Annotated in this window: 20 protein-coding genes; 12 read left to right on the forward strand and 8 right to left on the reverse strand. The window is 71.1% G+C overall.

What is annotated here, in order from left to right:
• The first annotated feature begins 245 nt into the window (after positions 1-245).
• Positions 246-1,757: an alpha/beta hydrolase gene (locus LV79_RS29045; protein WP_253841473.1), complete on the forward strand. Its 1,512-nt coding sequence runs from the start codon at positions 246-248 to the stop codon at positions 1,755-1,757.
• A 42-nt stretch (positions 1,758-1,799) separates the two neighbouring features.
• On the opposite strand, the gene LV79_RS29050 is transcribed toward LV79_RS29045, so the two are convergent.
• The gene (locus tag LV79_RS29050) at positions 1,800-2,177 is read right to left on the reverse strand and encodes a DoxX family protein (protein WP_253841474.1); all 378 of its coding nucleotides are present in this window, start codon (positions 2,175-2,177) and stop codon (positions 1,800-1,802) included.
• A 94-nt stretch (positions 2,178-2,271) separates the two neighbouring features.
• On the opposite strand from LV79_RS29050, the gene LV79_RS34190 reads away from it, so the two are divergent.
• Together LV79_RS34190 and LV79_RS29065 are read left to right on the forward strand one after the other, a co-directional pair.
• The gene (locus tag LV79_RS34190; RefSeq protein WP_285470296.1) at positions 2,272-2,754 is read left to right on the forward strand and encodes a MarR family winged helix-turn-helix transcriptional regulator; all 483 of its coding nucleotides are present in this window, start codon (positions 2,272-2,274) and stop codon (positions 2,752-2,754) included.
• A gap of 731 nt (positions 2,755-3,485) precedes the next feature.
• Positions 3,486-4,571 carry an AI-2E family transporter gene (locus LV79_RS29065; RefSeq protein WP_253841475.1) on the forward strand — a complete coding sequence of 362 codons (1,086 nt, stop codon included), beginning with the start codon at positions 3,486-3,488 and terminating at the stop codon, positions 4,569-4,571.
• A 10-nt stretch (positions 4,572-4,581) separates the two neighbouring features.
• On the opposite strand, the gene LV79_RS29070 is transcribed toward LV79_RS29065, so the two are convergent.
• From LV79_RS29070 to LV79_RS29080, 3 genes are all read right to left on the reverse strand, one after another.
• Positions 4,582-5,775 (reverse strand): glycosyltransferase, encoded by a 1,194-nt coding sequence (locus LV79_RS29070; RefSeq protein WP_253841476.1) that lies wholly within the window; start codon positions 5,773-5,775, stop codon positions 4,582-4,584.
• 122 nt (positions 5,776-5,897) lie between these two features.
• A complete protein-coding gene (locus LV79_RS29075) occupies positions 5,898-7,796 on the reverse strand; it encodes a DUF6461 domain-containing protein (protein ID WP_253841477.1) in 1,899 nt (632 codons plus the stop codon).
• 86 nt (positions 7,797-7,882) lie between these two features.
• The gene (locus LV79_RS29080) at positions 7,883-8,551 is read right to left on the reverse strand and encodes an ArsR/SmtB family transcription factor (RefSeq protein WP_253841478.1); all 669 of its coding nucleotides are present in this window, start codon (positions 8,549-8,551) and stop codon (positions 7,883-7,885) included.
• Positions 8,552-8,694: 143 nt separating this feature from the next.
• Here LV79_RS29080 and LV79_RS29085 point away from each other — a divergent pair, with 143 nt between their 5' ends.
• Positions 8,695-9,702 (forward strand): NAD(P)/FAD-dependent oxidoreductase, encoded by a 1,008-nt coding sequence (locus tag LV79_RS29085; protein WP_253841878.1) that lies wholly within the window; start codon positions 8,695-8,697, stop codon positions 9,700-9,702.
• A gap of 244 nt (positions 9,703-9,946) precedes the next feature.
• Complete coding sequence (locus LV79_RS29090; protein WP_443612883.1) at positions 9,947-10,759, forward strand: ParB/RepB/Spo0J family partition protein; 813 nt, start codon at positions 9,947-9,949, stop codon at positions 10,757-10,759.
• Between the two features lie 603 nt (positions 10,760-11,362).
• On the opposite strand, the gene LV79_RS29095 is transcribed toward LV79_RS29090, so the two are convergent.
• Positions 11,363-11,908, reverse strand: coding sequence for a flavoprotein (locus tag LV79_RS29095; protein ID WP_253841480.1), 546 nt, complete (start codon positions 11,906-11,908; stop codon positions 11,363-11,365).
• A gap of 330 nt (positions 11,909-12,238) precedes the next feature.
• Between LV79_RS29095 and LV79_RS29100 the strand changes: the two genes are divergently transcribed.
• The 5 genes from LV79_RS29100 to LV79_RS29120 are packed head-to-tail and all read left to right on the forward strand — an operon-like array spanning position 12,239 to position 19,443.
• The gene (locus LV79_RS29100) at positions 12,239-15,448 is read left to right on the forward strand and encodes a non-ribosomal peptide synthetase (protein WP_253841481.1); all 3,210 of its coding nucleotides are present in this window, start codon (positions 12,239-12,241) and stop codon (positions 15,446-15,448) included.
• Entirely contained in the window at positions 15,445-17,037 is a 1,593-nt protein-coding gene (locus LV79_RS29105) for a GMC family oxidoreductase (protein ID WP_253841482.1), read from the forward strand. Before LV79_RS29100 ends, LV79_RS29105 begins: the two co-directional genes overlap by 4 nt.
• A gap of 2 nt (positions 17,038-17,039) precedes the next feature.
• Complete coding sequence (locus tag LV79_RS29110) at positions 17,040-17,786, forward strand: thioesterase II family protein (protein WP_253841483.1); 747 nt, start codon at positions 17,040-17,042, stop codon at positions 17,784-17,786.
• A gap of 12 nt (positions 17,787-17,798) precedes the next feature.
• Positions 17,799-18,941 (forward strand): acyl-CoA dehydrogenase family protein, encoded by a 1,143-nt coding sequence (locus LV79_RS29115; RefSeq protein WP_253841484.1) that lies wholly within the window; start codon positions 17,799-17,801, stop codon positions 18,939-18,941.
• Positions 18,942-18,978: 37 nt separating this feature from the next.
• Entirely contained in the window at positions 18,979-19,443 is a 465-nt protein-coding gene (locus LV79_RS29120; protein ID WP_253841485.1) for a group II truncated hemoglobin, read from the forward strand.
• An 8-nt stretch (positions 19,444-19,451) separates the two neighbouring features.
• Here the strand turns inward: LV79_RS29120 and LV79_RS29125 are convergent, their stop codons facing one another.
• Positions 19,452-20,399: an NAD(P)/FAD-dependent oxidoreductase gene (locus LV79_RS29125; protein ID WP_253841486.1), complete on the reverse strand. Its 948-nt coding sequence runs from the start codon at positions 20,397-20,399 to the stop codon at positions 19,452-19,454.
• Positions 20,400-20,612: 213 nt separating this feature from the next.
• Between LV79_RS29125 and LV79_RS29130 the strand changes: the two genes are divergently transcribed.
• Complete coding sequence (locus LV79_RS29130; protein WP_285611918.1) at positions 20,613-21,191, forward strand: helix-turn-helix domain-containing protein; 579 nt, start codon at positions 20,613-20,615, stop codon at positions 21,189-21,191.
• Between the two features lie 191 nt (positions 21,192-21,382).
• Positions 21,383-22,834 (forward strand): NAD(P)/FAD-dependent oxidoreductase, encoded by a 1,452-nt coding sequence (locus tag LV79_RS29135; protein ID WP_253841488.1) that lies wholly within the window; start codon positions 21,383-21,385, stop codon positions 22,832-22,834.
• Positions 22,835-22,893: 59 nt separating this feature from the next.
• Here the strand turns inward: LV79_RS29135 and LV79_RS29140 are convergent, their stop codons facing one another.
• Positions 22,894-23,301: a RidA family protein gene (locus tag LV79_RS29140; protein ID WP_253841489.1), complete on the reverse strand. Its 408-nt coding sequence runs from the start codon at positions 23,299-23,301 to the stop codon at positions 22,894-22,896.
• 76 nt (positions 23,302-23,377) lie between these two features.
• Positions 23,378-24,127: a methyltransferase gene (locus LV79_RS29145; protein ID WP_253841490.1), complete on the reverse strand. Its 750-nt coding sequence runs from the start codon at positions 24,125-24,127 to the stop codon at positions 23,378-23,380.
• Positions 24,128-24,265: the final 138 nt, after the last annotated feature.

The following is a 24,265-nucleotide window of genomic DNA, read 5'->3' on the forward strand; positions in this document are numbered from 1 at the left end:
CGGCTCGGGCGTTCTCGTCCCCGTGCCGCAGGTCAATCACGCGGGGTTTCTTGATGGGCGAGAAGTTTCCTTGCGCTGCCTCAATTTTGTCGCGGCTATCATCCTTTTGGGACTATCGCGCTGCGCGATGTGCAACGCAGGGCGGGAAAATCCGGCAGAGTGGGCCATTGGGTCGATTGTGCCCGGAAACGGACTCCTGAACACTTCCCTTGCCCGAGTGGGCACCAGCAATCAGGAGGAAGTCTGTGGGATCGACATCCCGGGCGCTCGGCGGCTTCGTCGCCGTGGTCGCGCTCGTCGTGGGGATGACCTCGGTGGCCTCGGCCGCGCAAGAGCACGAAGCGCGGCCCGGTGCGGTGGACTGGCGGCCGTGCCCCGAGTTGGCCGAGGTCGAGTGCGGCACGGTGCGGGTCCCGGTGGACTGGACCAACCCGCGCGGCGCCAAGGTCGACATCGCGCTCGCGCGGCGCAAGGCGCTCGACCCGGCCAAGCGGGTCGGCAGCCTGGTGATCCACCCCGGTGGGCCAGGTCCCTCGGGCGTCGAGTTCGCCTTCGCCGCGCCGTACTGGTTCAGCCAGGACATCCAGGACCGGTTCGACATCATCGGGTTCGACCCGCGCGGGATCGGCCGCAGCCAGCCGATCGTGTGCTCGTCGGCCCTGCTCGCGGCGCGGCCGTCGACCACACCGACCACCCGGGCCGGTTTCGAGGCGCTCGGGCGCTACAACCGGGAACTGGCGGCGGATTGCCGTGCGCGCAGCGGCCCGGTCTTCGACCACGCCGACTCGCTCGCGGTGGTCGAGGACATCGACGCGATCCGCCGGGCGCTGGGCGAGCGGAAGATCAGCTACTACGGCGTCTCGTACGGCACGCTCGTCGGGCAACAATACGCCGAGCGCTACGGCCGCAACCTGCGCGCCATGGTCAACGACTCCAACCTGGACCACAGCCTGGACGCGCGGACGTTCCTCGAGGGCACCGCGAACGCCAGCGCCGACTCGTTCCGCGAGTTCGAGAAGTGGTGCGCCGCATCGGAGACGTGCGCCCTGCGCGGCCGCGATGTCGGTGCGTTCTACGACGACCTGATCGCCCGCGCGGGCCGCGGCGAGATCACCGAACCGGGTGATCCCACGCGGAAGGTGTCAGCCAGCCAGATTCTGGACTACACGCTGTGGTCCTTCTACGACCCGAGTTGGACCCAGCTCTCCGAGTGGCTGCTCACCCGCGCGCGGACCGCGCCTCAGCGGCTCGTGGCCGACGAGGTCGAACCGAACGCGTTCCTCCCGGCCTTCTGCCAGGACTGGCAGATCCGCCCGCGGTCGCTGCAGGAGTACACGAGCCTGCTGCGCCGAGCCGACGAGCTGTCCCCGCACATGTCCCGCGCGTTCCTCGGCCACCAGGTCCTGCACGGCTGCGTCGGACTGCCTGACGCCGCCAATCCGCAACGACTGCCGCAGTTGGACGACGCCCCGAAGATCCTGATGCTCAACAACCTGCACGACCCGTCCACCGGCTACGACTGGGCGCGGTCGTTGCACCGCAAGACCCGGGGCAAGACCGTCCTGCTGACCTACGAGGGCTGGGGGCACGTCTCCTACATCCGCACCGACTGCGTGCGCCAGGCGGCGGACCGGTACTTGATCACGCTCCGTGCCCCGGCTGACGGAACCCGTTGTGCCGCGGCGGAATCGCCCGAACTCCCGATCCAGCCGACGGCATTGGTGGCCGGTCCGCGTTCGGCTCGCTCAGGCTGGTGATCTGACAGGTGCCCTCTCGGTTCGCGGGAGGGCACCTGCCGGTCAGAAGGCGTACGGGCCGAACCGTCCCCATGCGACGAACGCCGACAGTACGAAGAGGACGGCGGGCACGACGATCCTCGCGGTCTCGTTTCTACGGGCGTGGACGATGATCGCGCCCAGCATCGCCGCCGCCAGTCCGGTCGCCGCGATCGGGACCAGGATCGGCGCGATGTCGAGGAGCGCGGGCAGGATGAGCCCGATCGCGCCGAGCACCTCCAGGGCGCCGATGGTCTTGATCGCGCTACCGCTGAAGTCCGCCGTCCAGCCCATCCTCGGCTCGGCGGCCAACTTCTCCTTCGGCTGAGCGGCCTTCATCCCCCCGGCACCGAGGAACGCGGCGGCGAGCACCCCGGCGACGATCCACAGCACTACGTTCACGGCAGGCTCCTCTTGTCCACATGACTTGCACCGTGAAGTGAACGCTAGCCCCGTTGACTTCACGGTGCAAGTAACACTCGGCTAGGGTGACCGCATGGTCGACCGCCCATCCCCAGAGCCCCGCTGGCTCGACGACGACGAACACCAGACCTGGATGGCCCTGGCCACCCTCATGGTCCGGCTCCCCGCCGCCCTCGACCGCCAACTCCAGCGCGACTCCGGCCTGACCCACTTCGAGTACCAGGTCATGGCAGGCCTGTCCGAGGCCCCGGACCGCACCATGCGCATGAGCGTCCTCGCCTGCTTCGCCGAAGGCCAACTCCCCCGCCTCTCCCAAGTAGCCACCCGCCTGGAAAAACGCGGCTGGCTCACCCGTCGCCCCGACCCCACCGACGGCCGCTACACCCTCGCCACCCTCACCGACGAGGGCATGAAGGCCATCACCACCATTGCCCCAGCCCACGTCAACACCGTCCGCACCCTCGTCTTCGACGCCCTCACCAAGGCCCAAGTCCGCCACCTCCGAGACATCGGCCACCGCATCAACCACGCCATCACCAACACCACCCCCCGCTAACCCACCCCCGGTGGGCCGGGACCAAGCGCGTGCGCGCACCTGACCATCGACGCTGGCCCCACGAGCCCGTCACACCGCCCCGGTCGAGCGCGGACGACCGATAGGGCCTCGCTCCCCCAAGTCCCCACGCCCGGCCAGCCCACCACCTACGACTGGCGAAGACCCAACAACGTTGGCCCAAAAGCACCCGCCATCAACGTTGGCCCCGACACGCCCGCCAGACGACGTTGGCCGCCCCGCGCTCCACCCGAGTCGCTGGTGCCAGGCTGGCTCGATGGGGTGGACTTGTTTTGTGTGGGGGAGGACCACCCGTAGCGTCGTTGCGCGGACAGGGCCATGCTTTTCGGCCCCTGCTTTGCGGTCCTGCCACGGGTGGTCTCGGGGCCCCGCGCAAAACAAGTTCGCCCCATCGAGCTTCGCTCGAAAATCGCGCCTGTTCGATGCCGCAGCCGAGGCGTCTACCGCAGCGCAGCGGAGGCCCCGAAAGCCGGAGATCCCCAGCTCACAGCACCCCCACAAGATCAACCCGCACCAAAGAGCCCCGAATACATAGCCTACCCAGGCGAACGCAAGGCCAGAGAGGCTGAACCCAGACCCTGTGGACAACCCAGCCCCATGTGGACAACCATCCGGCCACCAAGCCCCGGTCTGTGGTTCGTTCGCCCACCGTTAGGGGGATTGCTGCGGTGGGGTTCACGGGGTTGGTGCGGTTGGGGTGCTTAGGTGGGTCCGTGGGTGAGACGGTGGATTCTGGGCGGGCTCGGGGTGCGTTGCGGTCGGCGGCGCGGGTTGGGCTTGATGGGTTGTTGGTGTTGGGGTTCGCCGCGGCGGTGCTGTGGCTGTTGGGGTGGATGTGGTCGGTGATCTGGCCGGTGGTGATCGCGTTGTTGATCACGACGTTGACCTGGCCGGTGGTGCGGTTCCTGCGGTCGCGCGGGTGGTCGGGGGCGGTGGCGGCGTCGGTGGTGACGGTGCTGTTCCTGCTCGTCGCGGCGGGGACGGTGACGTTGATCGTGGTGCCGGTGGCGTCGCAGTCCGGGGAGCTGGTCGACGGGGTGGTGGACGGGATCCAGCAGATGCGGCAGTGGGCGTCCGGGCCGCCGCTCAACATCCGCGACGACCAGGTGACGACCGCGCTCGACGCGGCCGTGGCCAAGCTGCAGGGCAGTGTGGGCAGCATCGTCAACGCCACCGTGACCGGGGTGGGGACCGTGGCCAGCGGGCTGGTGACGGCCGTGCTCGCGGTGTTCCTGATGTTCTACTTCCTCAAGGACGGGCCCCGCTTCCTGCCGTGGCTCTCCGCGCAGCTGCCTGGTCGGCTCGCCACCGACGTCCCCGTGGTCGCGGGCCGCTGCTGGGACACCCTCGGCGCGTTCGTCCGCTCCCAGGCCTTCGTCGGCCTGCTGGACGCGGTGTTCATCGGCCTCGGGCTGTGGATCATGGGGGTGCCGCTCGTGCTCCCGCTGGCGGTGCTGACCTTCGTCGCCGCGTTCGTCCCGATCGTCGGCGCTCTGTTCGCCGGCTTCGTCGCGGTGCTGATCGCCCTGGTGTCCAACGGCCCGACCGACGCGCTGATCGTCCTCGGCATCATCATCGCCGTGCAGCAACTGGAGGGCAACGTCTTCCAACCCATGCTGCAGAGCAAGGGCCTGGGCCTGCACGCCGCCGTCGTCCTCCTCGCCGTCACCCTCGGCGGCAGCCTGGCAGGCGTCGTCGGCAGCCTCCTCGCCGTCCCCGTGGTCGCCATCCTCGCCGTCATAGCCCGCCACATCCGCGACCGCCTTACCATCCAGACCCCAGTCGCCACTGAGGAGTAACTCGCTGGTGTCAGGCGAGGAGCAGTTCGGCGGCTGTGGTCGCGCCGGTGGGGGTGATCATGGTGGCTACCTCGGAGGCGCGGGGGTGGAGGGATGTGGCTTGCGCTAGGGCGGTGGACAGGGAGTCGACCGTGGGTGTGGGGCCGTTGTGGGCTACGCCGATGCCCAAGGTGGTTACGCGGCCTGCCCAGTACGGCTGGTCCGTCTGTTGGGGCACCACCACCTGCGGCACCCCCGCCCTGGTCGCGGTGGTCGTCGTGCCCGCGCCGCCGTGGTGGATGACGGTCGCGACCTGGGGGAACAGGGCCTGCTGGTTGACCTCCCCAACGGCCAGGCAGTCGGGGGCGGTGTCGGTCAGGCGCAGGTCAGCCCAGCCTCGGCCGAGGAGGACGCGGCGTCCCTGGGCGCGGATCGCGTCGATGGCGATGCGGGCCATGTCGCTGGCCAGGGGCATGCTGCCGAAGCCGACGTACACCGGTGGGTCGCCCGCGTCCAGGAACGCCTGCACCTCGGGCGGTAGCGGGCGGTCGTCCGGCGGGATCCACGCGCCGGTCTGGGTGACGGCGAGGTCAGGGATCTCCTGCCACGGGTCCAGCAGCGGGTCCGTCGCCAGCAGCGGATCGCCCGCCAGGGCGTAGTCGCGGACGTTGGCCACCGGCGGCAGGCAGGCGGACGCGCGGTGATTGTTGAGGGCCGCGCCGAACAGGGTGGTCACGGTCTGGGCGTCCTGGTCCCACAGCGCCCGGTTGTCGGTCACCTCCGGCGGCAGCGGCCGACCCCGGTACGCCAGCGGCGGGTGGTGCGGCGACGGCAGCGTGATCGACTGGAACGCGGCGCACCGGTAGCGGATGCCCAGCTTCTCCGCCGCCGATCGCGCGGCCGCCGTGGCCGGGACCGGGCCCGTCGCCACCACCACGTCCCACCCGTCCGCCAAGGCCACGACCGCCTCGTACTGCGCCGCGACCACCTCGCCCGCGCGCCGGGGTAGCTCCTCGGGCGACGGCCGCACCCCGATCGTCAACTCGCGCACCGACCCGCCCACCGGCACCACCGGCACACCGACCCCCGCCAGCCGGTCGACGAACTCCCCGTCCGGCGGCGCGCACACCCGCACCTGGGCGCCCAGCGACCGCAACGCGACCGCGAGCCCCACCATCGGCTCGACGTCCCCACGCGATCCCCACGTCGACAACAGAACACGCACCACGCGACTCCCCGTTTCCCCGGCATCCGGCCTCGGCGGGAGATTCTGCGGTACCGACCGGGTCTTGCCACAAGCCCCCACGTGCGCTATACGTTGGCAGTGGCGGAAAGCGACCTCCGCGCTCAAGGCAGCACGTAGGACTCGTCGGCCAGGTGGATCACGGCCAAGTCGTCCTCGGTGATGCCACGGCCGATGAACCTGGCCAGTGCCGCCAACCCCTTCGCCGTGCGGTGCCGGTAGTCGGCGAAGTCCATGCCCTCGGTGTACGGCGCTGGCTGCACCCTCGGGTCGCCCGCGAACGCCACCGTGCCGCGGGTGGCGACGGTGAACTGGAAGTTGCCGTTGACGTTCCAGTACACACTCCCCGCCACCCCCTTGCGGGACAACGCTTTCACCGTCTCCAGGTCCGCGCCCCGGAACCCGTTCTCCTCCACGGCGATCACCACGTCGTCCACCGCCAGCACCGCCACCTTCTGCGGCAGGTGGTAGTCCATCCGAAAGAAGGACGATGCGTCCGGGGCGAGCGGCACGGGCGCGGCCGGGTCGCCACCGAAGGCGCGGATCACCTCGTCGGCGGAGAGGCCACGGACCAAGGTGACCGTGGCCGCCTCGGACAGCGAACTACGGGTGACCCACCGGTACTCGGCTTCCGGCGCGACCACCTGCGGCGGTTCGGACTCCCCGCGCAGCCGGTGCCCGAGCCGGTCAGTCGCCTTGTGCACCAACGCTTCCGTCGTGGGCGCCTGCCACACCACCAGCTGGTACGACTCGTCCGCACCATCCCGATCAGCACTGTCGTCCCGCGCGGTGGCGTGCACGCGGATGCGGTAATCCCCTGGCCACGGCGGCGTTTCGCAGCGCGGCCGGTGGCGGTCCGACGTGGCGCCGGACAGGACTGCCCCGCCCCGAGGTGCGATCCAGCTGATCTCGACGACCTCGTCCCAGTGGTTCAGCTCGACGGCGTCGGGCGGCTCCGCGAGGACGTTCACCGTCAGCCGCACCTGCCCGTCCGCCATGCCAGTGCGGATCACCACCCCGTCCGGCGCGGCGGTGACGAGTCCGTTGGCGGAGAAGTCGGCCGCTGCGGGGATCGAGCCCTCGGTGAGCCAGAACTGGTTGCCCGTCACGCGTGCCGAGGCACTCGACCACTGCGGGAACAGGTACTCGGCCTGGCGCTTGGCCAACACCGCCGCCGCGTACCCGGGTGGTTTGGGCACACCCGGCAGCACCGTGACCACCGCGCCCAACGCCACCCCGATGATCGCGGACGCCTCGCCCGCCACGGCCGTCCCCAACCCGCGCAACACCGCCGTCGACACGACGATGGCCAACGCGAGGTGCGCGGCCCCGTGCTGCGCCGCGATCTCCTGCTCGCTCCCCGCGGCATCCGGCACCGAAGCCTTGTCCAGCAACGCCTCCATCAGCTCGACGACGAGGTCGGACGCGCCGGGGTGCACCTGCTCGACGAGCGACGCGCCCGTCCGCGCCGCACTCGTCCCACCACCGATCGTCGCGATCCCGAACAACGCCCTACCCGCGTTCACGACATCCGGCAACGCGCTGTCGGACACCCCGGGATCAGGAACCGCGACCAGGGCGGGCACCGCGTTCATCGGGATCCCGGCCAAGGTGCTGATCTCGACCGTGTTGTCTGCCGGAGTGCTGTCTGCTGGGGTGTTACCTGTCGGCGCGGTGTCGACCGCTGTGCTGCCCGTCGACCCGATGCCGTAGGAGGTGGCGGTGATCGGGGGCAGTCCGGCGAGCAGGTCGGCCGGGGTCCCGACCACCAGCCGGTCGACGGTCAACTCCAGTGCCCCCAGCACGCGTTCGGCGAGCAGGTCGCCGACCTCGTCCAACGCCGCCTGCGCTCTCGGTCTCCGCCGCCCGCGCTCCCGAGACGCGCGCCGCTCGTTCTCCCTCCAGGCGAACCTGCCGAGCTGGGCGGCCGGTTCCCCCGGTATCGCCGCGAGCACCCCGGGCAACGCGGCGACGACAAGTGGTTCGAACTCCTTGATCCCCATCACGCCATGCTGCCGGCCCGGGGAATCGCCGGGGAACCGGCCCCCTGGAACAACATCGGGTCCACAAGAGACTCCCTTGTGGACGGTCAGGTGTCGTCGGCCGTGGCGAGCGGGTTGCCCGCGACCTGCCACTCCAGGATGCCGTCCGCGAGCCGGACCGCGCGGCGGCCCGCCGAGTTGAGCAGCCGCACCGCGTCGTGGGAGAAGGCGCAGTAGATGCCCCGGCAGTAGGCGACGACCTCCAGCCCGGCGGGCAGCTCGTCGAGGCGCTCGACCAGTTCGTCCAGCGGGATCGACAGCGCGCCGGGGATGTGACCGGCGGAGAACTCCGTGGCGGGCCGCACGTCCACCACGATGGCCTCGCCCGCGCCGACCCGGCGCAGCAGCTCGTCGCGGCCGATCGCCTCGGTGTCCTCGGGGCCGAGGTAGCGGCGCGCGGCGATGTCCACATCGGCCAGTTGGGCGGCGGCCACCTCCAGCAACCTGCTGTAGAGGGCGGTCACCCCGGCGCTGGCCAGCCGGTAGCGGATCGTGGTGCCGTCCCGGTTCGACGCGACCAGGCCCGCGTGCTTGAGCGTCTGCAGGTGCGCCGAGGTCGTGGTGACGGTCAGCCCGGCCGTGGTGGCCAGGTCGACGACACCGCGCTCGCCCTGGGCCAGCAGGTCGATGAGCTCCAGCCGCTTGCCGTTGCCCAGCGCCTTGCCCACGCGCGCCAGTTCCTCGAACAGGTCCGGCCTCGATTGGTTGTCCCGCAAGGCTTCACTCCAGTTCCCGTGTTCCTTGGAATACTGTAGTCTCCGAGGGTGAGGCCGGCCAAGCACGAGGGGAAATCATGGGATCGGGTGACCGCGAGGTCCGCGATGTGGTACCGCGCGACGCCGCGGTGTCCGATGTGACGATGCGCGATGTGGCGGCACGCGAGGTGACCGTGCGCGACGTGATCGTGCTGGGTGGGGGAGCTGCGGGCCTCAGCGGCGCGCTGCTGCTGGCGCGGGCGGGCTTGGACGTGGCCGTGCTGGACGCTGGTTCACCGCGCAACGCCCCCGCCGCCCACATGCACGGATTCCTGACCAGGGACGGCATGCCGCCCGCGGAACTCGTCGAGCGCGGCCGGGCCGAGGTCGCCGCGTACGGCGGTGCGCTGGTCGACACCGAGGTGGCGGAGGTGCTGCCCGGTTTCGTGGTCCGGTTGGCGGACGGCACGAGCCAGAGCGCGCCGCGGCTGTTGGTGACCACCGGCATGCGCGACGAACTGCCGGAGGTCGCCGGTGTCGCGCAGCGGTGGGGGCGCGATGTCCTGCAATGCCCGTACTGCCACGGCCACGAGGTGCGCGACCAACCGCTGGGCGTGCTGGCGACGGGCCCGGTCTCGACGCACCAGGCGCTGATGGTCCGCCAGTGGTCCGACGACGTCGTCCTGTTCGAGCACACCCACGCGCTCTCCCACGACGAACGCGAACAGTTGGCGGCCGTCGGGGTGCGGGTCATGCCGGGGACGGTGACCGAGCTGGTCGTGCGGGACGACGTGCTGCGCGGTGTCGAGACCGAGGGCGGCAGCACACCGAGGTCGGCGGTGTTCGTCGCACCCCGCTTCGTGCCGAACACCGCGGTGCTGGCCGGGCTCGACTGCCGCGCCACCGAGCAGGGATTCCTCATCGTCGACGAGTCGGGCGCCACCAGTGCGCCCGGTGTCTGGGCGGCGGGCAACGTGGTGAACCCGCGAGCGCAGGTCATCACCGCCGCTGGCGCGGGCGCGGCGGCGGCCATGGCACTGCACCAAGACGTCGTGCTAGCCAGGACCAATGCCGCTGTGTCAGCGAAACGGTTGCACGCCAACGGGTTCACCGCCGAACTGGAGCGGGAAGTCGCCGAGATCGTGCTGGGGGACCGCCGGTACGGCCTGTGAGGCCCGGTCGCGCGGCGGTGCCGGAGTAGGTGGTGGACCGACCATCCTGGGGGTAGCTCAAGTGGGGCACGGTGGCGAGTACGACCAGCCGGGGACTTCCCCCGAGCACTGGGTGGCGCGGTCCCCGTCGGTGACTGTCCCGATCAGTGTATTGCGGCCCTCGGACTCACCGCGGTTAGCGGGCGAGGACAGCGAACACGTGCGTGCGCTCGCCGAGTCCACCGCGGTATTACCCCCGGTCCTGGTGCACCGCGCGACTATGCGGGTGATCGACGGCATGCACCGGCTGCGGGCGGCCGTGCTCTGCGGCGAGGACACCGTCCGGGTGCTGTTCTTCGACGGCGACGAGGCGGAGGCGTTCGTGCTCGGCGTCCGGGCCAACATCGCGCACGGCCTGCCGCTCTCGCTCGCCGACCGCCGGGTCGCCGCCATGCGGATCATCGCCTCGCACCCGCGCTGGTCGGACCGCGCCATCGCGTCGGCGACCGGCCTCGCGGCCAGGACCGTCGCGGTCATCCGCCGGTGCGCGACTGGCGATGCCCCGCAGTCGCGCACCCGGATCGGCCGCGACGGCCGGGTCCGCCCGCTCAACAGCGCCGACGGCCGCCGCCTCGCCTGCCTGATGCTGCGCGAGGACCCGTCCACCTCCCTGCGCCAGGTCGCCACCGCGTCCGGCATCTCCCTGAGCACCGTCCGCGACGTCCGCGACCGCTTGGCGCGGGGTGAGGACCCGGTCCCGCCGCGGCAACGCCAGCAGGAACGGCCCGACACCACCCCCACGGCCCCGGACCGCGACGTCGAGGACCTGCTGTCGCGCCTGCGCCAAGACCCCTCCCTCCGCCTGAGCGAGATGGGCCGCGCCCTCATCCGCCTCCTCAGCCTCCACGCCCTCACCGACCAAGACCGCAAAGCCCTCCTCGACGCCGTCCCACCCCACTGCCGCACCACCGTCGCCGAACTCGCCCACGCCTGCGCCGAGACCTGGCAGGACCTAGCCCTCTGGTTCGCCCAAGACCCCACCGACACACCCCGCCGAACCGACCAACTCGTCCCCTGACGCCAGCCGCCGAGCCCCCTGCGCGTGCCGCTGCGGCCGCGCTGGTGTGGAAGGCCTCGCGAGCCGTAGAAGGGCCCTGGAACGGCGACAGGCCGGTCGGAATGCCTTCTCCGACCGGCCTTGACGCAGCTCGCACAACGCCCTGCTTGACCCCACGCGCTGAATCCCAGCTTCGCGGCTGCGTGCCCTTGGCTGCGTCCAGCACCCCGCCCGCGTCGATCCCGCATGCCCCTTGGGCCTACCGACCCCGGATCGCGCCCGCGCGCGGTCCCTCCCCCGCCCAGCCCCCATCCTCTCCGGGGGGCGTCCCTGGGCCAGTCTACCAGGACCCACCGACAGTTGATCTTGGGAAGGCCCCAGTGAAGATCCAGATGTGGATAACTTCTGTCACCCAGAAGACGGAAAATCTGAGCTGGGCGAAAAGGGCTGAGGGACTCCGGAGAGACTCGTTAGGCCAAGAGGCTGCGATTAGGCCAAGAGGCACCGCGACCGAGAAGGTGGGGGTAGGCCAAGAGGTGCCGCGAGCGGCGAAGCGCGGTTAGGCCAAGAGGTGCCGTAATCGAGCGAGCTGGATTGGCCAAGGGATTGCGTTACTTGAGGTGTCTAGTCCAGGAGGTCGCTGATGGTTTTCGTGACTGTGGCGGGGGACGGGATGGTCGGGTGGTGGGAGAGGGCGCCGGTGTGGATGTCGGTGGTGGTGTGCCATTCGGGGGGTGGGAGGTGGTGGCCGTCGGCTTGGAGTTGGGTGATGTTGCGCTGGACGGCGGGTTTTTCCCACATGGCGGCGCCCATGGAGGGGAAGAAGAGGGTGCCGCGGCGGGCGGAGAGGATGACCGTGGCGAGGCGGTTCGGGGCGGAGCCGGTGGCGGCCGCGGCGAGGATGTGGGCCGTGGCGGGCAGGACGACGCACAGGTCGTGTTCGGCGGCCAGGCGTGAGGGTTTGTCGGTGGGCCAGTCGGTGGGGGACTCGCCGCTGATGACGCGGTCGGCGTGCATGGCGACGGTGTGCGGCGGCAGGAACAGGGTCGCGGTGTGCGTCATCAGGACGGTGATGGTGGCGCCGAGGGTGGCGCGCAGCTCGGTCAGGTACAGCGGCAGGGCGGTCACCGCGATCGAGCCGGTGGCGCCGATCAGGATCCGGGGGGTCATGCCCGGCATCGTGCCCGGAATTCGGAATGCGCTCAACGAGGGCGATTAACGCGCTCACTCGTCTGGCCCAGTTCGAAACGCACGAAATAGCGCGCGCGAACCCGCACGTTGCCCGAGTGCCCGCCGGAGAACCGGAAATTGACCCGATACCCGCGTGCTTGACAGCGATCGCGAACCGCTGGTCTTATGCGGAGCAGGAAATGACGGCCCGTTCAGGGCTGCCGATCGGACCGAGCCATTCCAGTCCGGTCGAGCCGCGATCCACCCCCCGCCCGCTGTGTCCGTTCCGCGCGTTGGTCCCGCGATGCGCGAAGGAGAGGTGCGCCCACGATGGATGACCTGACGACCCCCGACCTGCCCCGCGCCGAGCCCCACCCGCACCAGCGCCACGACCCGTTCCCGCTCACCGACATCCAGTACGCCTACCTGATCGGTCGGCACCGGGGCTTGGAACTCGGTGGTGTGGCGAGCCACTTCTACTTCGAGTTCGACAGCCGGGGCTTGGACCTGCCCCGGCTCACCGACGCGCTCAACGAGGTCGTCGCCCGCCACGACATGCTCCGCGCGGTCGCCGACGCCGACGGGGAACAGCGGGTCCTGGACCAGGTCCCGCCGTACCGCATCGCGAGCACCGACCTGCGCGCCGAGCCGCCCGCCGCCCGGAACGCCGCTGTGGCAGCGATCCGCGCCGAACTCGCCGACCAGGTGCTGCCCGTGGACACGTGGCCGCTGTTCGACATCCGCGCCACCCGCCTCACCGACGGCCAGACGCGTCTGCACGTGAGCATGGACCTCGTGTTCGTCGACGCCCGTGGGTTCTTCCAGCTGATGCGCGAGTGGCGGGAGCACTACGACAACCCCGCCCACGAGCCCGCCCCGCTCGACCTCACCTTCCGCGACTACGTCCTCGCGGAGCAGCAGTTGGCGACCTCGACCGCGGGCCGCTGGGCCGAGAAGTACTGGCTCACCCGCCTCGACGACCTGCCCGCCGCACCGGAACTCCCGCTGGCCACCGCCCCGGAACGCATTGGCAGGCCTACCTTTTCCCGCCGCGAGACCCTGATCACGCGGGAGCGCTGGGCCGCCCTCACCGAGGTCGCCGCGAGCCGTGACCTGACCCCCGCGGCGGTGTTGCTGACCGCCTACTGCGAGGTGCTGCGGACCTGGTCGAAACGCCAGGAGTTCACCGTCGCGCTGAGCAAGCTCGACCGGCACCCGCTGCACCCGGACGTCGACGCGATCATCGGCGACTTCCTCTCGCCCAGCCTGTTCGTCGCCCAACCGGGCCCGACCTTCCACGACCGCGCGGCGGCCACCCAGCGCAGGCTGCGCGACGACGAGGCCAACTCGGCCTTCGGCGGCATCCGCGTGCTGCGGGAACTGACCCGCAAGCAGGGGGACGGCCGGGCCGCGTCGATGCCGGTCGTGTTCTCCGACATGCTCGGCTGCGGCGCCGAGGCGCTGACCGGGTTCGGCGACGTCGTGCACAGCGCGAGCCAGACACCTCAGGTGTGGCTGGAGAACCAGGTCACCGACCAGGACGGCGGCGTCGCCGTCAGCTGGAACTCGGTCGTGGGCCTGTTCGCCAGCGGTGTGCTGGACGCGATGTTCCACGCCTACCGCACCCTGCTCGACCGGCTCGTCGACGACGTCACCGCGTGGGGCGACACCGCCGCGATCATCCCGCTGCCCGCCGCCCAAGCCGACGAACGCGCCCGCGCCAACGCCACCGACGCCGACATCCTCCCGGCCCGGCTGCACGACCTGGTCGCCGCCGCCGCGACCCGCACCCCCGACGCCGTCGCGGTCATCGCGGGCGACGCCGAGGTCACCTACCGCCAGCTCACCGAACCCGCGCACCGCCTCGCCCGCAGGCTGCGCGAGTGCTGCGGCGCCGAGCCCAACACCGTCATCGCCGTGTCCATGCGCCCCGGCCCCGACCTGGTCACCGCCCTGCTCGGGGTGCTGCACTCCGGCGCCGCCTACGTCTCGATCGACCCGGAACTGCCGGAGCAGCGCAGGATCAAGCTGCTCGACCGCTGCCGCGTGCGCGCGGTGGTCACCGAGCCCGATCTGCGCGACGCGCTGACCTGGCCACCGGAGGTCGACCTCGTCACGATCGACGACGACGCCACCCGGCGCTGCTCGGCGGACCCGGTGGACAGCAGGCAGCGGGTCGACGACCTGGCGTACGTCATCTTCACCTCCGGCTCCACCGGCGAGCCCAAGGGGGTGATGATCTCCCACCGCAGCGCGGCGAACACCGTGCAGGACATCAACCGGCGCTTCGGCGTCGGCCGCGACGACCGGGTGCTCGCCCTGGCGCCCACCGGGTTCGACCTCTCGGTCTACGACATCTTCGGCGTCCTCGGCGCAGGCGGTGCCGTCGTCGTCCCCGCCCCGGAGCGGGCCAGCGACCTGACTCACTGGTCCGAGCTGATCGACCGGCACGGGGTGTCCATCTGGAACAGTGTGCCCGCCCCGATGCGGATCTGGGTCGAGTCCCTCGGCGACACCACTCCGCTGGGCAGCAGACTGCGGCTGGCCCTGCTCAGCGGCGACTGGATCCCGACCACGCTGCCCGAGCAGGTCCACCGGCATTTCCCGGAGCTGAACCTGATCAGCCTGGGTGGCGCCACGGAGGGCTCGATCTGGTCGGTGTTCAACCCGATCGGCGTGGTGCCGCCGGAGTGGCCGAGCATCCCGTACGGCAAGCCGCTGGCCAACCAGACGCTGCACGTGCTCGACAAGCGGTTCGAGCCGTGCCCGACCTGGGTGGCCGGAGAGATCCACATCGGCGGCGTCGGCGTCGCGGACGGCTACTGGGCCGACCCGGAGCGCACCGCCGAGCGGTTCGTCGTGCACCCGGTCACCGGCGAGCGGCTCTACCGCACCGGCGACCTCGGCCGGTACCTGCCCGGTGGCGACATCGAGATCCTCGGCCGGGACGACTTCCAGGTCAAGATCAACGGCTACCGGGTCGAGCTCGGCGAGATCGAGGCGGTGCTGAGCAGGCAGCCCGGTGTCCGGCAGGCCCTGGTCGCCGCGCCGACGCACCCGCACAGCAAGCAGCGCCAACTCGCCGCGTACCTGGTGGTCGACGGCTCGGAGAGCACCGACCCGGCCGTGCTGCGGGCCGCGCTCGCCGAGCAGCTGCCCAGCTACATGGTGCCCAACCACTTCGTCAGCATCGCCGCGCTGCCCCTCACGGCGAACGGCAAGATCGATCACGGCGCCCTCCCCGCGCCATGGCAGGACGGCGCCGAACCCGGTGAGCGCGTCGCACCGCGCGACGACGTCGAACGCGACCTGCTGGCGATCTGGTCGCGGCAGCTCGGGCACGACGACTTCGGCGCGCAGGACGGCTTCTTCGACGTCGGCGGCGACTCCCTGCACGCGGTCGGCATCATCGGGCACCTGCGCACCGCGTTCAACATCAGCTCCGCCGCCGAGCAGGAGGTCATCGAGGCGCTGTTCACCAACGCCACCATCGCCGACTTCGCCGCCGTCATCGGGTCGCTGCGGGACTCCGGGTCATGACCGCGCCGCACTGGGAACACGTCATCGTCGGCGCCGGGTCGGCCGGGTCCGTGGTCGCGGCCCGGCTCGCCGCGCGCGGGCACCGGGTCCTGCTCCTGGAGGCGGGTGCCGACCAGCCGCTCGACCTGGACGCGCCGAACCCGTTGCGGGACGGCACGAGGCTCATCCTGGAGGGCTTCAACTGGGACTACCAGGCCAACCTGCGCGGCCGGGCGCGTGCGCTCGCGACCGTGGGTGGGTCGGCCACGGCGAGGTCGAAGGCGCTGTGGGGCCGTTTCCCCTACCGCTTGGGCAAAGTGGTCGGTGGATCGTCCTCTGTGAACGGTGCGGTGGCCATGCGCGCCCTGCCGGGGGACTTCGCCGACTGGGTCGCGATGGGCAACACGGAGTGGTCCTGGGACCGGGTGCTGCCCTTCTACAAGCTCGTCGAGCGCGACACCGACTTCCCCGGCGGCGACCACGGCACGCGCGGCCCGATCCCGATCCGCCGCCCGCGCCGCGACCAGCTGCACGAACTCGACCTCGCGTTCTGGGACGAGTGCCGCCGGATGGGGGTGCCCGACCTGACCGACCTCAACGCCGGGGTGGACGTCGGCGTCGGCGCGGTCCCGGCCAACACCGTCGGCACCGAGCGGGTCGACGCCGCGGCCGGGTACCTCCGGCCGGTGCGGGGCCTGCCGAACCTGGAGATCCGCACCGGTTGCCAGGTCACCAAGCTGCTGCTCGACGGCCAGCGGGTGACCGGCGTCGAGGTGCTGCGCGACGGCGAGCTGAGCACCATCACCGCCAGGAACGTGGTGCTCAGCGCCGGTGCCATCGGTTCGCCCGCGATCCTGCTGCGCTCCGGCATCGGCCCCGCCGACATCTGCGTCGACCTGGGCGTCACCCCGGTCGCGGACCTGCGCGGCGTCGGCGAGAACCTGGTCGACCACCCGTCGGTCGTCATCTGGGCCAGGCCGCGCGACGGCCTGTGCACACCGGGCATCCCGTGGCGGCAGGTCGCGGCCAGGGTGGCCAGCGGGGTCGGCGGCGACGCGGCCGACCTGCAGGTGTGGCTGCTCAACAACGTCGAGACCTCGACCATCCCCGGGTTCGCCAACCGGCTCGGGTGGCCGATGGTGGTCGGCATCTCGGTGATGCTGCTGCGGCCCGAGTCCCGGGGCCGGGTCTGCCTGCCCGACGCGGACCCGCGCACCCAGCCGGTGATCGAACTGGGCTTCGGGTCGGTCGACGACGATGTCGACCGACTCGCCCTCGGGGTCCGGCAAGCCTGGCGGATCCTGCGGTCGAGGCCGTTCGCCGAGCGGCTGACCGAGGTCCAGCTGTGGAACGACGCCATGGTCGCCGACGACACCGTGCTGCGCAGCGCCGTCCGCAACGTGATGAGCCCCGGCTGGCACGCGATCGGCTCGGCCCGGATGGGCCCGGCCGCCGACCCGATGTCGGTGGTCGACCAGCGGTGCCGGGTGCACGGGGTCCGGAACCTGCGGGTGGTCGACGCCTCGGTGTTCCCCACCATGCCCAGCGCCCCGACGAACCTGACCACGATCATGCTGGCGGAGAAGATCGCCAGCGGACTGGGGGAGTGACCGTGCCCAGGCCCCAGCCCGTGCGGCTGTACTGCGTCCCGTACGCGGGAGCGACCTCGTCCATCTACCGGCCCTGGCAGACCGCGCACGGCGCCGCGGTGCGGGTCATCGGCATCGACCCGCCCGGCCGGGGCACCCGCAGCCGCGAGCCCCGGGTCCTGGACTACCGCGAGCTGGTCGACTCGATGGCCAACCACGTCGCCGTCGACCTGGCGCAGTCCTGGGACCAGGTCAGCGACCTGCGCTACGCCACCTTCGGGCACAGCTTCGGCGCGATGCTCAGCCTCGCCGTCGCCGACGCGGTCGCCCGGGCGGTGGGACGGCCACCGGAGCGCGCGATCGTGTCGGCTGCCCTGCCACCCGCGTTGCAACCGCCCGGGGACGAGACGGCCGCGCTCACCGACGACGAACTGCTCGACAAGATCCGCGCCGACGGCGGCACCGCGCCGGAACTGCTGGCGCACAAGGCGATGGCGGGCTACCTGGTGCGGCTGATGCGGGAGGACTACGCGATCCGGCGGCAGTTCCACCGCGACGACGCGCTGCTGGTCGGGTTCCCGATCACCACCCTCGCAGCCCGACAGGACCGCTACGTGACACCGGAGCAGATGCGGCGGTGGGCCGCGCACAGCACTGCCCAGAGCCGCCAGGTCGAGATCGCGGGTGGGCACTTCGCCGCGTTCGCCGACCCGGCCAACACCCTGCTGATCGCCCACCACCAGCTGAACGAGCACCTCGTCCGGCGTTGAGGAGGAACCGCGGTGGAGCACGACGCATACGAGCGGGAGCACGGGGAGTTCCGCGACCTGTGCCGCGCCTTCCTGGCCAGGGAGGCGGTCCCGTACCACGACGAGTGGGAGCGCGACGGCATCGTCAGCCGCGAGGTCTGGCGCAAGGCGGGCAAGGCCGGGCTGCTCGGCCTCGGCGTCCCGGTCGAGCACGGCGGCGCGGGGGAGACCGACTTCCGCTACGTCGCGGTGTTCATCGAGGAGCTGGTCCGGTCCCGGGTCACCGCGCCCGGTTTCGTGGCGCACAACGACATCATCGCGGCCTACCTGTCCACCCGGACCACCCCGGAGCAACGGGACCGGTGGCTGCCGGGGTTGTGCGCGGGCGAGCTGGTCGCCGCGATCGCGATGACCGAGCCGGACGCGGGATCCGACCTCATGGGCATCCGGACCACGGCCGTGCGCGAGGGCGACCACTACGTCCTCAACGGCCAGAAGACCTTCATCACCAACGGCGAGAACGCCGACCTGGTCGTGGTGGCGGCCAAGACGGCGACCGCGCGCGGCGGCCAGGGCATCACCCTGCTGGTCGTCGAGCGGGACACGCCGGGGTTCACCAGGGGCAGGCGGCTGGAGAAGCTGGGCTGGCAGGCCAGCGACACCAGCGAGCTGTACTTCGACGACTGCCGCGTCCCGGCGGCGAACCTGATCGGCAAGGAGAACGCCGGGCAGGGCTACCTGATGGCGGGCATGCCCCGCGAGCGGCTGTGCATCGCCACGGTCGCGGTCGCCACCGCCGAGAAGATGTTCGCCGAGGCGCTGGCCTACGCCAAGACCCGCACCGCGTTCGGCCAGCCCATCGGCAGCTTCCAGCACAACCGGTTCCTGCTCGCCACGCTCGACACCGAGATCACCCTCGCCAGGGTGTTCCTCAACCACTGCGTGACCGAGCTGAACGCGCGGCGGCTGACCGTCACCGACGCGGCCAAGGTGAAGTGGTGGACCACCGAGTTGCAGGTGAAGGTGGCCGACCGCTGTTTGCAGCTCTACGGCGGCAGCGGCTATCTGAAGGAGAGCCCGATCGCCAAGGAATGGGCCAACAGCCGCGTGCAGACCATTTACGGCGGCACCACCGAGATCATGAAGGAAATGATCGGCGTCTCGCTCGGTCTCTGACCGGGCACCGCACCGGAGAGAAAAGGGGAACACCACCATGGCGGACGCGGTTCCGACCCTTTATGAATGGGCCGGTGGCGCCGAGGCGCTGGAACGGCTCACCGAGGCGTTCTACAAGAAGGTCCTCGCCGACGACCTGCTCGCGCCGATGTTCCGGCACATGACCGCCGAGCACCCCAAAGACGTCGCCATCATGCTCGGCGAGGTCTTCGGGGGGCCCAAGCGCTACAGCGACGAGCACGGCGGGTTCCCCCGGCTGCTGTCCAAGCACCGGGGCCGCAACATCCAGCCGGAGCAGCGGGAACGCTGGGTCCAGCTGATCCTGGAGGCCGCCGACGAGGTGGGGCTGCCCTCGGACCGGGGGTTCCGCTCGGCGTTCGTCGCCTACATGGAGTGGGGCTCGCGCGGCGCCATGGCCAACTCGCAGCGCGGCACCAAGCCCCCCGAGCGCGAGTCCCTCAAGATCTGGGGCTGGGGCGAGGCGTCCCCCGGCAACGACTGAGCCCCAGGTCAGCCCGCGTGCGCGCGAGCGGTGACGGCGTCGGCGATGTCGCGCTGCACCAGGTCGATGTTGATCGCGAAGCCCGCCGCTGACCCCATCCCGGCGGCGGTCACGACCTGGGCCCTCGGGTCGATCACGTTGCCCGCGGCGAAGACCCCGGGGACGCTGGTCTGCCCTGCCTTGTCCACGCTCACCCAGCCGTCGGCGCCGACCGCGCACCCGAGGCCGGTCAGCACCGAGTCGTTGGGCACCATCCGCGGCACGACGAACACCGCCGACCGCGCGACCACCGTCCCGTCCGCCAACTCGACCCCGCGCACCGCGTCGTCGACGACCGCCACCGAGGAGATGGCGCCCGCCACCACCTCGATCCCCCTGGCGTGCAGCTGGTCCTGCTCCTGCGGGGACAGCGCAAGCGTGTGCGCGAACAGCACGACGTCCGCCGACCACTGCCGCAGCATCTGCGCGTGGAACACGGCGCCGGGGCTGGTGCCCAGCACGCCGATCGGGCGGTCGCGGACCTCGTAGCCGTGGCAGTACGGGCAGTGCACCACGTCGCGGCCCCACCGCTCCCGCACGCCGGGGACCTCCGGCAGCTCGTCGCGCAGACCGGTCGCCACCACGACGCTCCTGGTGCGCAGCGCGACGCCGGTGTCGAGCACCGCGGTGAACCCGCCGCCGTCGTTCGCGACCACGGTGTCCACCACCGCCGCCACGACCGACGCGCCGTAGCCGAGCACCTCGGTGCGGCCCACCTCCAGGAACGCCGACGGCGCGATGCCGTCCCGGGACAGGAAACCGTGCATGTGCGCGGCCGGGGCGTTGCGCGGCCGACCGCTGTCCACCACGGCGACCCGCCGCCGCGCCCGCGCCAGCAGCAGGGCCGCGTTCAGCCCGGCCGCCCCGGCCCCGATCACCACGGTGTCGTACTCGTGCTCGCTGGTGTTCGTTGTCATCCCAGTGATCACCTCCGGCGCCATGGTGACCCCGATCGTGCGAGATGAGCAACGAAGGTTGCCGTTTCCGGGACATGCTGCTCTCATGGCGGCATGGCCCCGTTCGACGACCCGGCCCCACCCAGCACCGCAGCGCCGAACACAGCAGCGCCGAACACAGCAGCGCTGTCGGCCGCCGCGGCGCACCGGGGCGCGGCGGCGCACACCGACGACATCGCCTTCGCGCTCGCCGGTGTCGGTCCCCGGCTCAAGCGGTTGCGGTCGCAGCGCGGGCTGAGCCTGGCGGCGCTCTCCGAGCTGACCGGGATCTCCAAGAGCACGCTGTCGCGGCTGGAGGTCGGGCAGCGGCGGCCGAGCCTGGAGTTGTTGCTGCCCATCGTGCGGGCCTACCGGATCCCGCTCGACGAGCTGATCGGCGGCCCCGAGGTGGCCGACCCGCGCATCCGGCCGACGCCGCGCCGGGTGGACGGCAGCGTGGTGCTCGCGTTGACCCGCCAGCCGAGCCCGCTGCACACCTTCAAGACCATCATCCCGCCCGAGCGCAACACCCCGGACCTGTGCTCGCACGACGGGTACGAGTGGCTCTACGTCGTCTCCGGGCGGTTGCGGCTGGTGCTCGCCGACCAGGACATCGTGCTGGAGGCGGGCGAGGCGGCCGAGTTCGACACCCGGCTGCCGCACTGGTTCGGCAGCACCGGCGCGGGCGCGGTCGAGGTGCTCAACATCCTCGGGCCCCAGGGCGAGCGCATCCACATGCGGGTGAAACCGGAGAATAGCGCCACCGGCGAATAGCGGAAAGCCGCGCGAGTTCGCGTTGCTGTTTCCGGGACATTCATTGTCCTGCCGGGGGCGGGCTGCCAGTATCTGGGGTACCGCACGGAATGCGCGACAACCCGCTGGGCGCCATTCGCCGCTCGCCATTGCACCGCTTGCCATTCCGCAACCGCACTGTGCGGTTTCCTTCGAACAGGATGGGAACCCCCATGAGTTCCACCGGTGTGCCCAAGAACAGCTATGACGTGATCGTCGTCGGCAACGGGGTGCTCGGCCTCTCGCTCGGGCTGGAACTGGCCAGGCGCGGCCAGGACGTCGCCGTGCTCGGCGAACCGCACCGCCCGTACGCGGGCACCTCGGCGGCCGGGGCCATGCTCGGCTGCTTCGGCGAGGTCACCACCACGCTGGTGGCCAGCGCCGCGGGCCGGACCAAGCTCGAACTCGGCATCCGGGCCACCGAGATGTGGCCGGAGTGGCTCGGCGGCCTCGGCCCCGGTGCCGCCGAGGAGGTCGTGTCCGCCGACGGCACCACGGTCATCCTCAACGCCATCGGGATGGCCGAGATCGACGACACCAACTTCCGCGCCATCCGCGAGGAGCTGACCCGCTACGAGCAGCCCTTCGAGGACGTCGACCCGCTGGACCTCGAGTGGGTCGACGCCGAACCGCTGTCGCGGCCGCTGCGCGCCTTCCACATCCCCGGCGAGCACGCGGTCAACACCGTCGCGCTCGTGCTGCGGTTGCAGGACAACTTCCTCGCCGCGGGCGGCACGCTCATCGCCGCGGAAGCAAGCCGGGTCGACCACACCGGCGAGTCGGTGACCGGCGTGACGCTGACCAACGGCGAGCGGCTCACGGCCGGTGCGGTCACCCTCGCCGCCGGGTCCCGCACCCAGGCGCTGCTCGACGACCTGCCCGTCGGCGAGCGGATGCCGCCGCTGGTCAGCGGCTACGGCGTGTCCGTGCTGATGCGCACCTTCGACGGCACCACCCCGCGCGGGGTCATCCGCACCCCGAACCGGTCCTTCGCCTGCGGCCTGCACCTGGTGCCGCGCGGCGACGGCGAGGTCTACGTCGGTGCCACCAACGTCGTCTCGGTGCGCCCGCGTGAGGTCGCCGACATGCGGGACCTGGTGTTCCTGCTGCAGTGCGCGCACCGGCAGATCCGGATGGGCCTGTGGGAGAGCCCGATCCAGAAGGTCCAGGTCGGCAACCGGCCGATCTCGGTCGACGGGTTCCCGATGCTCGGCGCGGGCGGGATGGCCGGGCTGTGGATCATGACGGGAACCTACCGCGACGGCCTGCACCTCTCGCCGCTGGTGGCAACCGAGATGGCGGCCAGGATCCTGGGCGGGACCACCGCGCACGACTTCGACCTGTTCACCCCGATCCGCAAGCCCATCCAGTCGATGACCCGCGAGCAGATCGTCAGCAACACCTTCGTCGAGCAGTTCGCCATCGGCCCCGAGCAGGACTGGACGCTGCCGGTGGACTGGCACCACTGGATCGGCATGGACCTGCGCCCGGCCATCGAGCGCTGGGTCGCCGAGATCGACCCGGAGATCACCCCGCCCGCGGAGCTGGTCTTCACCTCCCGGTTCGACCCGGACCTGCTCAAGCTGCTGCGCGAGTACTACGCCAGGACCCGCCAGCTCTGGTGACCGACGCGACGGTGCCCTCGTCCAGTTCCCGGGGCGAGGGCACCGTCGCGTGTGGATGGTCAGGGCAGGATCGCGGTCGCCTCGACCTCGATGAGGAACTCGGGCTCGGCGAGGGTGGCCACGCCGATCAGCGTGGTCGGCTTGACCAGGTCGACGCCGAGCCGGTCGGCGGCGCGCTTGACGCCCTCGGTCACCGCGTCCCACTTGGACAGCGACCAGTCCACCGCGTAGACGTTGAGCCGCATCACGTTGTCGAAGGTGCCGCCGACCGAGGCCAGTGCCCTGCCGACGTTGAGGTACGCCTGCTCGGTCTGCGCGGCCAGGTCGCCCGGGCCGACCAGGTCGCCGCTCGGGGTGCGCGCGGTCTGTCCACTGAGGAACGCCAGCCTGCTGCCGGTGCCGACCGACAGCTGGCGCCAGCCGTAGGGCTCGGGCAGGTCCGGCGGGTCGAAGAGTTCGACGGTCACGTGTTTGACCTTTCTCGGCGTGAGGAGGGTGGGAGGGTGGGAGGTTGGGGAGAGGGTGGGAAAGGGTTGGGGTGGCTCAGTTCCGCTCGAACTCGAAGAGGGTGAAGTCCATGCCCATCATCCCGTGTTCGTTGGTGTTGGCCCTGACCGCCGCGGACTGGTCGAAGTCGGCAGCGGGCAGATCGACCGACGCAGTGCGGTACACACCGCCCTGGAAACCGGCGTCGGTGGCCGCGCGCAACATCTTCTCCGGATTGCCCATCACCTCGCTGAAGCCCAGGTAGACCTTGCCGCCGTCGACCAGGTGCGCGCCAGCGTCGCGGAAGAACCGCTGCTGCAGGCCGTAACCGGGGTCCATGACGGCCCGTTCGATGTCCTTGCCGTACTGCCGGTCCTCGGGCGCCTCGATGAACGGGCTGTTCCAGAAGACCACGTCGAAGGTGTCGGTGTCGTTGAGCGCGTCGAACAGGTCGCTGGTCATGGCCGTCACCCGGTCGCTCACCCCGTGCCGCCGCGCGTTGCGCTCGGCGTTGCGCGCCGCGGCCGGGTTGATGTCCACCGCCACGACCCGCGTGGCACCGGCCTGGGCGGCCAGCACGGCGGAAACGCCCGCACCGCACCCCATCTCCAAGAACCGCTGCCCCGCCGCGTAGGGCACCCACGACGCGAACAGCCCCGGGCCGGGGTCGGTGTAGGGTGGGAACACCTCAGGCAGCAGGTCCCACTCCATGCCCAGCAGGGAGAACGTGCTCTGCAGCGGGCTGTCCGGGTCCTCGATCCGCGACAGCGTCCAACTTCCTAGTTCGTAACCGAGCTCGTTGAACATTGCTCGTTCCTCCCTTGTGGGGACCGGTGAGCGGCGGGGGTGGGTGGGGGGAGATAGAGGGCAAGGGGAGTTCGCTTGCGGTAACAGGCAAGAGGTGGCATCAAGAGGGTGAATGCCTTGGTGTGAAACGATTCCTGG

The sequence above is a fragment of the Actinokineospora globicatena genome (assembly GCF_024171945.1).
Classification (GTDB): Bacteria; Actinomycetota; Actinomycetes; order Mycobacteriales; family Pseudonocardiaceae; genus Actinokineospora; species Actinokineospora globicatena.